This is a genomic window from Tannerella forsythia (assembly GCF_003860135.1).
GTDB classification, from domain to species: domain Bacteria; phylum Bacteroidota; class Bacteroidia; order Bacteroidales; family Tannerellaceae; genus Tannerella; species Tannerella forsythia_A.
This window is the reverse complement of record NZ_RQYN01000143.1, coordinates 1-625: the sequence shown is the minus strand read 5'-3', so window position 1 is coordinate 625 and position 625 is coordinate 1. Positions and strand designations below refer to the sequence as shown.

Annotated in this window: 1 pseudogene; it reads left to right on the top strand. The window is 36.2% G+C overall.

Going from position 1 to position 625, the window contains the following annotated elements:
• Positions 1-23: 23 nt before the first annotated feature.
• Positions 24-625, top strand: a pseudogene (locus EII41_RS14635) (IS1 family transposase); the annotation flags it as partial.

The following is a 625-nucleotide window of genomic DNA, read 5'->3' as shown; positions in this document are numbered from 1 at the left end:
TATTATCTTTGCTGAAAAAAACTATGGATTGTCCAAGATGTGGAAGCATAAATCATCGTAAAGATGGCTTTATTGCTGGTCGTCAGCGCCATTATTGCAAAGATTGCCATTATCGTTATACTGTTCAACAGAAATCTAATATAAAATCAGTTGCTACTCGTAGATTAGCTTTGGAGATGTACTTGGAGGGCTTAGGTTTTAGAGCAATCGGACGGATATTGAAAATAAGTCATACGATCGTTTACTATTGGGTAAAAGAATGGGGTGAAAGGGTTGCTTTACCACAAAAAGAGGAGTCTGTTTCAGTTGTTGAATTAGATGAGATGCAAACATATATAGGTTCAAAAAAAACCATTGTTGGGTATGGATTGCTGTTGATCGATTTGGAAAACGATTTATCTCTTTTGTCTGTGGGGATAGAAGCACAGATACAGGGATGAAGCTTTGGAAGAAGATAAAAAACATTCCCGCATCTGTGTATTATTCTGACTATTGGAAGAGCTACAAGGAATTTCTTCCTAATGTAAAACACATTCAAACAAAGGCAGAGACTTATACAGTCGAAGGTTATAATAGCAGAATAAGGCATTATTTAGCAAGGTTCAAACGAAAAGGGAAGTGTTAT